Origin of the sequence: Lacrimispora sp., from assembly GCF_032078915.1 — a bacterium.
Lineage (GTDB): Bacteria > Bacillota > Clostridia > Lachnospirales > Lachnospiraceae > Lacrimispora.
The window spans coordinates 1-10,206 of record NZ_DAMAUN010000143.1; the positions used below are offsets into that span (position 1 = coordinate 1).

A 10,206-nucleotide genomic window follows, 5' to 3' on the forward strand; every position below is an offset into this window, starting at 1 on the left:
CGGGGAAGATTTGTCCAAATCCTTATGTATGGAATCACACCCGGCATACCTGGGACGCGTTCAAGGCTGCTCTGGTGGCTCCTGAGGAATATACTCTAGGTTGGAGTCATGATAAGAATGGCTGGTGGTATGCAGATTCCAAGACTTCTTATTATAAGTTATGCTGGCAGATCATCAACGGCCATAAATACTATTTCAATAAGGACGGATATGCAGTCACTGACTGGCAGGTAATTGATGGCCAGGATTTCTATTTTGAACCAAGAGCCGGGCACCCGTTGGAATGTGCACTATATGTCTCTGATCGGGAAGGTGTACAGGGACCGGGAGCGTTTTAAAAGGGTAGGCGGGTATCCGGTATTCCGGGCCCGCCCATTCATAGAATTATATCATTTTCTGACTGCATTTTGACTGCAGGCCCCCTGGTTTTGACTGTTTTCAAGTGGTAGCAGTTGGTGAGGTTAAAAGTCTCAAGAACCTCGATTTTAAGCGAAAAACCTTTGTTTTATGAGGCGCAATAAAATAAGTACTATCAAATCGTAATAATTTAATTTATTCTTACAGAATGCTGTGTTTATGCGTATTTCAATGATATTTCCCCGGAAAACCTACCGGGGAAACCTCAAACACCATCAATAGAAGGTAAGAATTCAATCCTTAAATACAATTGAATAATAAAGAATTATTTGTTTGTTACCACAAGGGCATGTACAGCCTAAAAAAACTGTACTCTCCTGGTTAAAACAAAAACCAAAAATGTGTCCAAAAAGGTTGATTAAGAACAAGAAAAAATTCAGTTCTTTTTCTAACTCGCATGTGCTGCAGTAAGTGAAAACTTGAGCATACCACATTTTACATGGTCTTTGATCACAACATCTGGGGATGTCCCAATCAATTTTAAATTTTTTTCTGAGTAGTTCAATTTTTTCATTATCTGATTTTCCTTCTATAGCTTCTAATACTTCATCTTTCAATTCTTCTAGTGCCATTTCCTGTGCTTTCATAATAATATTGCGCCCCTTTTTATATTTACTTACAATATAATAATATTCGATATAAATCTTTTTGACACAAGCCCTGCTTATACCCTTTGGATTGCGGTGACCGTGTAAGGATGCGAGGGTGTTTTACATGCTAAAAGGCCATTATCTGTGCCCCTGCCTGTCCGATACTGGTACTGTACTGGGGCTGGTTTACATTGAAGCAGAGCCGGCAGGATGGGGAAATCCTGCCGGCTGTGTGAAATAATTGTTTATGAATTATTCTGTAAGGAGGGTTCAGAAGCTCTTGTCCTCTGAACCGTGTTCCATGCATAATGAGGAGGGGCATAGAACGAGGATATTTTAAGTGGGACATTGCCGATATTAATGATGTTATGCCATATACCGGCAGGTACTAATATAACATAATTAGAAAATGCGAGATACTGTCCGTACATTGAGAGTTGAGTTTCTCCTAGTTGAACTAAGCCTAGACCATCTTCTATTCGTAAAATCTGGTCGTGATCAGTGTGAACTTCCATACCAATGCTCCCATGGACAGGAATGCTCATGAGAGTGACCTGTAAATAGGTTCCCGTCCATAAAGTCGAACGGAAATTATCGTTTTGCTGTGCTGCCTTATTGAGATCAATAACTAAAGAGTTCGGTCCATAGTCATAGGGGAAAGTTGGCGTATTTGCAGCATCACGATTTGAGTTTTCTGAATTTGACATGTACTTAGTCACCTTTTTTATATTCTATACTAATATATGTGATATAAATATCACTGCTATTAAAAATCAGGAATTTTGGAAAAAAGAATATTCTGATTTACCTGGATCCGCCTTATATTATTTTTACGGATCAGGAAGCAGTACCGGCATGACTGCGGATTTATATTGATGATGCATTTTGCTCATGGTAGAATTAAGGATATAAAGGATATAAAGGATATAAAGGATATTAAAGCAATTAAGGAAATTAAGGTTAAAAAGCAATTAAAGCAATTAAGGAAATTAAGGTTAAAAAGCAATTAAGGCAATTAAGGCATTTAAGGTTAAGAATTAGTATGTAGGGGAGATTTTATGAAATTCATAGTTATAGAAAAGAAATATAATAATGGATATTCAGATTTGATAGGTACTGATCGATGGCTATATTCTTTTGATAATTATATTAGCCAATATGAAATCAAAGAACTAAAGGAAATGAATGAGCCGATAAAAGGAAATGAGCTCACCTTTTTTTCTTATCCTGATGGTAATAGCTACACTCCATATGAATTAGAATATGGAATTTATTATGAGCATATTATTTTTATTGAAGGTATTATATATTTCATTAGGGCGGATTTTAATATAGATCAGGTTTATATCATCAAATTTATACCTGATGAGAATGTTCTAACGGAAATTGCTCATTTTAATATGAAAGATCTGAATTTATATAATATAAGGCTTGCTAAATACCCATTGATGCTTATTAGTGTTGATCATGAGTTTATCGTTTATTATCCTGAAAAATTAACAATAAAAATGGATGCCAGGGATAGCTTTATTGTTAGAGATGGGGATGCTTTTTATTTTAATCGATGGGTAGAAGAAGGCATTGATGAAAATGATCATGTAACATCAGACTATAAATATTATGACAATATAGTTAAAGTCAGTAAATCAGGAAAAGTATTATCGATAGAAAAAGGAAACTTAAGTGAAATGCCAAATGGAGAAATGTGGATTTTGTAAAAGGGGGCTCAATCTTGTGAGAAATCAGTTAAAGTTAGTTGCAGAATCTTATGACAAGGCTATTGATTTAGGGCGAAGAGGCATTGATTTGTACAAAGAACTTCCAGTACATATTACAAGTGATCCCAATTATCTTTTATTTCAAAAAATGCAGATAGATGGAATGCTTTCTGATAGTGGCCGACAAGAGATTATGGATTATTTATCACCAGTTATAGATATGAAATTTATTGATCTTGGATGCTGCCTAAACTTCATGTTTCGCGGCTATGATAATTGGCCATCCACATATTATGGGGTTGATATAAGCAGCAAAACCATTCAGCTACTGCACGAGTTTGTTGAAAAGCATCATTTGCCTATGGGTTCTTTATATTGCGGCAGTATGCATGAAACACCATATGATACAAACTTTTTTGACATAGGAGCATGTATTGGTTCTCTCGAGTATTTTAAAAAAGACTTTGTTGAAAAAGCTATTATGGAAATCCATCGTATCTTAAAACCTTATGGGAAGTTTGTCCTTGATGTTCCGGACCTTGGAAGTCCTGAGTTTCAAATCACAATGATGATAGAGGATTACTTAGGCAGAACAGATCAATTTGATATGCCGCTTCAGGAATTTGAAGATATGTCAAGAAATTATTTTGTAATAGTAAATAAAGAAAAAGTAGGGCCTATGTTTCAATATTTCTTGACTTGTAAAAAATAATAGAGGGGACTGCAATAACTGGTAAAACGACACTTATCCACAATATTGTGGAAACAATTGTGGATTGACTGTTAATGTCTGAAAATACGACACTAAACTGCAAATTATTACATGCTGAAGTCTTTAGTTATACACAGTTTGGAAAGTGCAGCAGTCGAAGGTGATCTGGCGCATAAACCAGAAGGGCCGAATATAAGTAAAAGGCGAGTATCCAAATAGTACGGACTCACTCGCCATTTTTATTATTTTTAATGGGAATTTTTTTATTATTAACATGCACGATCAACAATGACAGCTGCAAGAGATGAATTGACAATAGTTGTTATACCTATTGTAGCTACACCAACTGAAGTAACTACTACACGATAGTTACAGCATTCATCACAGGTTGTATCACAATCACATACAGAGAATGAGAAGGTATCTGTAAAGGCACCACCTTCTGTAAGTTCAGCAGGGGGTGAAAATGTCCAAACTGGCCCTACTGGAATAGGTACCATTAGATTGCTGCATTGTTTAAAAATCTGGAAATTTAGAATTAGGGCTGCATCGGTAGCAATGATGTCACTTGTAAATTCTAATTGAATACATGGGTGGTTCATGCATTTTGTATCCACATTTACAGTAGCTAATGTAAATGTAACTCCGGCAGGGGTCTCAACAGGAATTGTTATAGTTCCTGTTGATGAACCGCATTTTAAGGATGCTCTATTAGGTTTTAAAGTTTTTTGGATTCTCTCAGATTTACAAACGCATATTCGCTCGCTGCATTTTTGATTACAATCATAACATGTTTCTCTATTTTCAAATCCATCACTATATTCATTGGCATTCATAAAAAATCCTCCTTATCCCAATTTTACATTTTAAAGAATTTATCTAAATCTTTATATTCTATTATATTCCAAAGGCGATTCTTAGTGATTTTGGCCCATGAGGCTGTTGATGAATATACAAATATGGGAAAAGGGAGGCCCAGTAAAATATGCTCTGTTAAATCGGAATTACTTGTGTTAATATAGTAAGGAGGTTATATGCCTAAGAAAGATCAAAAGGAGACTCAGTATGGTCGAGAAGGCTGTTGCATTTGCAACCAAGTCCCACGAGGGGACCTTTCGGAAAGGGACGAAGATTCCCTATATCGTCCATCCCTTAGAGACGGCAGTCATCGTTGCGCTGATGGTAACGGATGAAGAGCTGATCTGCGCCGCACTTTTACATGATGTGGTGGAGGATACGGGTGTTACGGAGGAAGAGCTTAAGGAAAAGTTCGGACCTCGGGTGGCTGAACTGGTTATGGAAGAAACAGAAGACAAAACGAAGTGCTGGAAGGAACGCAAATGCGCGACACTTGATCATTTAGAAAAGGCTTCCAGAGAAAGCAAGATCCTTGTTCTGGCGGACAAGCTGAGTAATTTAAGAACCACCGCAAGAGACTATTTTTTAGTGGGTGATGATCTTTGGCAGCGCTTTAACGAAAAAAACAAGTCAGAACACGCCTGGTATTACAAGGGAGTCGCAAAACGCCTTACAGGTCTAGAGGAGTTTCCTGCTTATCAGGAATATATAAAATTGTGTGAAAGAGTTTTTGAATAAAATATGGACAGATACAGAAAAAAAGGCAGGGCTTAATTTTGAAAAAGCTCTGCCTTCTGTTGATCCTTATGTCAGGACCCTTAAAGGGTTTTTGCCCGGTCCGCAACGTTTTTGTGAAAGTTGATGACCTGATGCTCGTAGGTCTCTTCCATGAGCGGCGAGGTGATGATGAAATCTGCGGTTGCTCTGGTGTTGGCAATGGGAATGTCGTAAACCTGGGCAATACGTAAAAGCGCTTTCACATCCGGGTCGTGAGGCTGTGCGGTGAGAGGGTCGGAAAAGAAGATGACCAGGTCAATTCTTCCTTCCACAATCTTTGCACCGATCTGCTGGTCACCACCCAGGGGGCCGCTGTTATAGCCCTTAACGGGAAGACCTGTCTGATCCGTGATCATCCGTGCCGTTGTTCCGGTGCCGCAGAGAGTATGCTTTTCCAGAGCCGACTTATGCTCCTTGCACCATTCGATCAGTGCGTGCTTTTCGTTGTCATGAGCGATCAGTGCGATGCTTTTTTTCTTTTCCAATGTGAATGTAATAAAGTCATTTGATAACATCCGGTTCCTCCTGTAAGCAGCTGATTCCTGTATGTATCCTTAGCCATAAGGCTTAGTTTGGAATGATACTCTGCAATGAATATGTAATGGAAAGATCTTTTCTTGAATATTCTTTTTTGAAGTTCTGAATAATGCGCTTTAACACCAGCTCGCCGTTTTCATAGGTTGCCGTGGGCAGAAGCAATAGGTATTGGCTTACGCTGTAGCGGCAAAAGATATCTCCTCTGCGCAGGGATTTGCGGATCGATTCTCCAAGCTCATCCATTGCCCTTGTCTGGACCGCAGGTTTTAAAAGCTCTCCCTTTAGATTGCTGATGGTCAGAAGGCATAAGAAGATGGAGTCGCCGGTGCGCTGGATCGCCCTTGTCTCCAGCTGATAGATGTCCCGGAACACAGAGGGTTCACAACAAAAGGCCCCGCTGTTCGTGCCGCCCTCTGAAAGAATCTCCTGTATGGTGCTAAGATCCATGGTAATTCCATGCTTCTTATCACTGATAAGCTTGTATAAGTCCTTAAATCGAATGGACGGAGTGATGGCAAATTCGTTATAGAACATGTCGGTCACATGATGGTAATGCTCCATAGCCATAAGCTGGTTGCCGCTCTGGTACAGTGCATAGACCAGGTAATAATGAGCCTCTTCACTATAGGAATCGATGGCAATGGCCTGTTGGCATACATCGATGATGGTGGGATAATCCTTTCTTTTCTCCAGAAGGAATAAAGTTTTTTGGATCAGTTTTTGATAAAGGGTGTGATAATAAGTGTGAATCGGTACCACCCAGGATTCCCACTCTGATTTTGGAAGAAAGTTTCCCTTGTACAGGGCAAAGGCTTCCAGACAAAGGGCTAAACGGTCATCCTCGGAAAGACCGTGGGCCTCTAATTGGGCGCACAAGTCCTCAAACTGGTCAGTATCGCAGACCGTTATAAGGTCCTTCGTCCAGCCGTAAGCCTTTCGGTTCTGGAAAACCAGTTCCTGTGTGGGATATCCCAGAGGCTCTAAAAGTTTGCGTACACGGAACATTAAGGTCTTTAAGGCTCCTGCCGGGTTATTGCTGGCTTCATCTTTCCAAAACAGGTCAATAAGTTCTTCTACCGGAATATCCCGACCTCGAAACGTAATAAGATATTCTAAAAGGCTCCAGGGTTTTTTTGCTTGATTATTCTGGTCTACGATCGTCCTGTCCCCCATAGATATGGAGAATCCTCCCAGCATATTTACATGAACGATAGATTCTTGGTTTTTCATATAATGTCTCCATATTAACATTTTCTTTTTTTAGTATATAGAAAAAAAGTGGAAAAGTCTAGCATTGCTTATAAAAGATTGTGATTTTTGTTAAAATACGGTATACTTAGGAGGATTAAAATCATTAGAGAAAGCAGGAATGCGCATGAAAAGTAAAAAATTGGCCTTTGGCGTTCTTATCATAGCCGTTATTTTTCTGGCTGTAGGTGTAGGAAAGCTCTATTCTGATTTTAAAACGAGAGATCATGCCGAACAGCAGTATGAAAGCCTTGCGGAGCTTGCAAGGGAGACTACGGCCGGGGAAACTAAGGCCAGTATCCCGGAAGCAGAGACAATCGCTGCCTATGTTTCCCCCATTGATTTTGAGAAACTGAGTAAAATCAATCCGGATATCGTGGGCTGGATCAGGATTGAAGGCACGGTCATCGACTATCCCATTGTGCAGACGGATAACAATGAAACTTATCTGGATACAGATTTTGAGGGCAAGAAGAGCGTGGCCGGAGCCATTTACCTTGATTATGAAAGCGAACCTGACTTTTCCGGCCGGCATAACATAATATACGGGCATCACATGAAGAACGGTACGATGTTTAAGGACATCATAAAGTACAAGGATGAGGCTTTTTTTAAGGAGCATCAGGATATTTATATTTATACGCCGGAGAGGGAATACCATTTGAAGCCCATCACCGCACTTTATACGGATGCCTCCCCCATCCGCAGGAAGACCGTGTTTGAAACAGATGAAAGCTTTCAGGCATATGTGGAGGAGATGACAAAGGACGGCCTGTTTCTTCAGAAGCCGGAAGAACCGGTGAGACAGCTTTGGTCTTTTGTAACCTGCAGCTATGAGTTTAATGATGCAAGAACCATTCTATACGCCTGTGAGGTACTTAAGGGCGAAGATTAGAGGGTTATAAGCATACATATTGTTCTGTATGATCTGCAGACGGATGAAAGGAAGATATTATTATATGGGAAAATATTTTGGAACAGATGGTTTCCGCGGAGAAGCCAATGTAACGCTTACGGTGGAAGATGCTTATAAGGTGGGCCGGTTTTTAGGCTGGTACTATGGGCAGAAGAATCCGGATGAAGTATGCAGGATTGTCATTGGAAAAGATACAAGACGCAGCAGCTACATGTTTGAGTACTCTCTGGTGGCGGGCCTTACCGCATCCGGAGCCGATGCATATCTGCTTCATGTTACCACGACTCCAAGCGTATCTTATGTCGTACGCACCGAAGGATTTTCCTGCGGAATCATGATTTCCGCCAGCCATAATCCCTACTATGATAACGGAATTAAGGTAATTAATGAAAAGGGTGAGAAGCTGGAAGAGAGCGTGACCCTGGAAATTGAAAAGTATCTGGATGGAGAGACCGGTGAACTGCCTATGGCAAAACGTGATAAAATCGGCCGTACCGTAGACTTTGCCGCAGGAAGAAACCGTTATATCGGCTATTTGATTTCCACAGCTACCAGATCTTTTAAGAATAAAAAGGTGGCCCTGGACTGTGCAAACGGCAGCGCTTCCGCCATTGCCAAGAATGTTTTTGATGCCTTGGGAGCTGAAACCCATGTGATCAGCAATGAACCCAACGGCTTAAACATCAATACAGGATGCGGTTCCACTCACATTGAGCAGCTTATGAAGTTTGTTAAAGAAGTGGGAGCCGACGTGGGCTTTGCCTATGACGGAGATGCGGACCGGTGTATTGCCGTGGATGAGAACGGTGAAGTGGTGGATGGAGATGCCATTTTGTATATTTGCGGCAAGTATATGAAGGAACAGGGAACCCTTAAGAATAACAAGGTGGTGACCACCATCATGTCCAACTTCGGTCTATACAAGGCCTTTGAGCGGGAAGGCATTGAGTTTGAAAAAACGGCGGTAGGCGATAAATATGTATATGAAAATATGTCGGCTAACGGAAATTGCCTGGGCGGGGAGCAGTCCGGCCATATAATTTTCAGCAAGCATGCTACCACGGGAGACGGTATTCTCACTTCCTTAAAGGTAATGGAAGTCATTTTGGAAAAGAAGGAGAGCCTTGGGAAACTGGTTTCCGAGCTAGAGATCTATCCCCAGGTGCTTAAAAATGTCCGTGTCCACGATAAGACGGCGGCCCAGGATGATGAGGCGGTTAAGGCTGAAGTGGAAAAGGTGGCGGAAAGCCTTGGAAACAGTGGAAGGATTCTTCTGCGCCAGTCCGGCACAGAGCCTGTGGTACGGGTCATGGTAGAGGCCGCTGATCTGGATACCTGTGAGAAATATGTGGATCAGGTCATAGAAGTGATGAAGGAAAAAGGCCATCTGCTTTCCTAGAAGCTTGTTAAAAGAATAGAAAGTGATCCAAAGTCCGAAGAAGTTTCGGTTTTGGAAGCTTTCTATTTTTTTGCAGGTATGCGTAATTGTAAATCAGGACAATTCATGATATGATTATGGTCTGATGCAACAAATTGTTTTTGGGAGACCAGGGAATATGGATAATAGAGAATTTTCAAATTTAGGAGACCAGATCAGGGATTCGGTGCAAAATGCCATTGATTCCATGGATTTTAACCAGCTGAACAGAACCATATCCGATACGGTTAATTCTGCCCTGGAGGAAGCCAGGAGCCAGCTGATTAAGGGGACGGAGTTTAGAAAGAACATACCGCCGGGAAGCTTTAGCAGCCAAAGAAGTGAAAAAACAGAGACATACCGTAGGACTGAGTGGAGTGGAGCGTCGGTACAAAGAGAGAGCCGTGAAGACGGACCTGGGTACCGGGCATTTCAGACCAGCCGGGATGTCTTGAAAAGAACCGGTGACGGTCAGGGGGAACTGGCGCAGTTAAACCAGACAGGCCGTGTATCAGGTATTTTGTATACGGTGTTTGGGAGCATTGGCATTGGCATAATCCTGCTTCTTCTTTTAGTCGTCTGGATTGTGGCTCTGGTGGTGAAGCCGGTCATCTGGGCTGTGGCAGGTGCAACCTTAATCTTACTCCTGTTAGGCGGCGTATCCGGTTTTATGCTTCGTGCAGGAATCGGCATCCGGGACCGGTTAAAGAGGGCCAGAATTTATGCAAAACAGTCGGGAAAGCGGATGTACTGCAGCATTGAGGAATTGGCAGGAAACATTGGAAGATCCCGTGATTTTGTATTAAAGGACGTCCAAAAGATGATCAAGCTTGGAATTTTCAAGCAGGCTTATCTGGATGAACAAAAGACATGCCTGATCTTAAGCGAAAACACCTACAGGCAGTATCTGGAATGTCAGAAGGCCCTTAAGGAAAGGGAACTGGAAGACGCCAGAGAAAAAGCAAAGGAAGAGACTCCTTCTGATGAAATAAAACAGATGATAGCCGACGGCCAGA

12 protein-coding genes and 1 pseudogene are annotated in these 10,206 nt (G+C 41.3%); 8 read left to right on the forward strand and 5 right to left on the reverse strand.

Annotated features, from left to right (window positions below; genetic code table 11):
• Positions 1 to 338, forward strand: a pseudogene (locus tag RT269_RS28580) (CHAP domain-containing protein); the annotation flags it as partial.
• Positions 339 to 650: 312 nt separating this feature from the next.
• Here RT269_RS28580 and RT269_RS28585 read toward each other — a convergent pair.
• On the reverse strand, positions 651 to 1,004 hold the full coding sequence (locus tag RT269_RS28585) for a hypothetical protein (protein ID WP_313187813.1): 354 nt from the start codon (positions 1,002 to 1,004) through the stop codon (positions 651 to 653).
• A 118-nt stretch (positions 1,005 to 1,122) separates the two neighbouring features.
• Between RT269_RS28585 and RT269_RS28590 the strand changes: the two genes are divergently transcribed.
• Positions 1,123 to 1,248 (forward strand): hypothetical protein, encoded by a 126-nt coding sequence (locus RT269_RS28590; protein ID WP_313187814.1) that lies wholly within the window; start codon positions 1,123 to 1,125, stop codon positions 1,246 to 1,248.
• A gap of 4 nt (positions 1,249 to 1,252) precedes the next feature.
• Here the strand turns inward: RT269_RS28590 and RT269_RS28595 are convergent, their stop codons facing one another.
• Positions 1,253 to 1,714: a cupin domain-containing protein gene (locus RT269_RS28595; RefSeq protein ID WP_313187815.1), complete on the reverse strand. Its 462-nt coding sequence runs from the start codon at positions 1,712 to 1,714 to the stop codon at positions 1,253 to 1,255.
• 351 nt (positions 1,715 to 2,065) lie between these two features.
• Here RT269_RS28595 and RT269_RS28600 point away from each other — a divergent pair, with 351 nt between their 5' ends.
• Positions 2,066 to 2,725, forward strand: coding sequence for a hypothetical protein (locus RT269_RS28600; protein WP_313187816.1), 660 nt, complete (start codon positions 2,066 to 2,068; stop codon positions 2,723 to 2,725).
• A gap of 16 nt (positions 2,726 to 2,741) precedes the next feature.
• Complete coding sequence (locus tag RT269_RS28605; protein WP_313187817.1) at positions 2,742 to 3,437, forward strand: class I SAM-dependent methyltransferase; 696 nt, start codon at positions 2,742 to 2,744, stop codon at positions 3,435 to 3,437.
• A gap of 269 nt (positions 3,438 to 3,706) precedes the next feature.
• Here the strand turns inward: RT269_RS28605 and RT269_RS28610 are convergent, their stop codons facing one another.
• On the reverse strand, positions 3,707 to 4,273 hold the full coding sequence (locus RT269_RS28610; RefSeq protein ID WP_313187818.1) for a DUF4489 domain-containing protein: 567 nt from the start codon (positions 4,271 to 4,273) through the stop codon (positions 3,707 to 3,709).
• Between the two features lie 229 nt (positions 4,274 to 4,502).
• On the opposite strand from RT269_RS28610, the gene RT269_RS28615 reads away from it, so the two are divergent.
• On the forward strand, positions 4,503 to 5,033 hold the full coding sequence (locus RT269_RS28615; RefSeq protein ID WP_313187819.1) for an HD domain-containing protein: 531 nt from the start codon (positions 4,503 to 4,505) through the stop codon (positions 5,031 to 5,033).
• A gap of 80 nt (positions 5,034 to 5,113) precedes the next feature.
• Here the strand turns inward: RT269_RS28615 and RT269_RS28620 are convergent, their stop codons facing one another.
• On the reverse strand, positions 5,114 to 5,587 hold the full coding sequence (locus RT269_RS28620) for a methylglyoxal synthase (RefSeq protein WP_313187820.1): 474 nt from the start codon (positions 5,585 to 5,587) through the stop codon (positions 5,114 to 5,116).
• Between the two features lie 52 nt (positions 5,588 to 5,639).
• Positions 5,640 to 6,839 carry a BTAD domain-containing putative transcriptional regulator gene (locus RT269_RS28625; RefSeq protein ID WP_313187821.1) on the reverse strand — a complete coding sequence of 400 codons (1,200 nt, stop codon included), beginning with the start codon at positions 6,837 to 6,839 and terminating at the stop codon, positions 5,640 to 5,642.
• A gap of 145 nt (positions 6,840 to 6,984) precedes the next feature.
• On the opposite strand from RT269_RS28625, the gene srtB reads away from it, so the two are divergent.
• The 3 genes from srtB to RT269_RS28640 all read left to right on the forward strand — a co-directional run.
• Positions 6,985 to 7,752: a class B sortase gene (gene srtB / locus RT269_RS28630; RefSeq protein ID WP_313187822.1), complete on the forward strand. Its 768-nt coding sequence runs from the start codon at positions 6,985 to 6,987 to the stop codon at positions 7,750 to 7,752.
• 64 nt (positions 7,753 to 7,816) lie between these two features.
• Entirely contained in the window at positions 7,817 to 9,172 is a 1,356-nt protein-coding gene (gene glmM / locus RT269_RS28635; RefSeq protein ID WP_313187823.1) for a phosphoglucosamine mutase, read from the forward strand.
• 157 nt (positions 9,173 to 9,329) lie between these two features.
• Positions 9,330 to 10,206, forward strand: an 877-nt coding sequence (locus RT269_RS28640; protein WP_313187824.1) for a hypothetical protein, incomplete at its 3' end; no start/stop codon positions are given.

Bases quoted from the DNA above. Each gene is read 5' to 3' on its own strand.
- RT269_RS28585 (WP_313187813.1), bottom strand. From the start codon at position 1,004: ATGAAAGCACAGGAAATGGCACTAGAAGAATTGAAAGATGAAGTATTA.
- srtB (WP_313187822.1), top strand. From the start codon at position 6,985: ATGAAAAGTAAAAAATTGGCCTTTGGCGTTCTTATCATAGCCGTTATT.
- RT269_RS28610 (WP_313187818.1), bottom strand. From the start codon at position 4,273: ATGAATGCCAATGAATATAGTGATGGATTTGAAAATAGAGAAACATGT.
- RT269_RS28625 (WP_313187821.1), bottom strand. From the start codon at position 6,839: ATGAAAAACCAAGAATCTATCGTTCATGTAAATATGCTGGGAGGATTC.
- RT269_RS28595 (WP_313187815.1), bottom strand. From the start codon at position 1,714: ATGTCAAATTCAGAAAACTCAAATCGTGATGCTGCAAATACGCCAACT.
- RT269_RS28620 (WP_313187820.1), bottom strand. From the start codon at position 5,587: ATGTTATCAAATGACTTTATTACATTCACATTGGAAAAGAAAAAAAGC.
- glmM (WP_313187823.1), top strand. From the start codon at position 7,817: ATGGGAAAATATTTTGGAACAGATGGTTTCCGCGGAGAAGCCAATGTA.
- RT269_RS28600 (WP_313187816.1), top strand. From the start codon at position 2,066: ATGAAATTCATAGTTATAGAAAAGAAATATAATAATGGATATTCAGAT.
- RT269_RS28615 (WP_313187819.1), top strand. From the start codon at position 4,503: ATGGTCGAGAAGGCTGTTGCATTTGCAACCAAGTCCCACGAGGGGACC.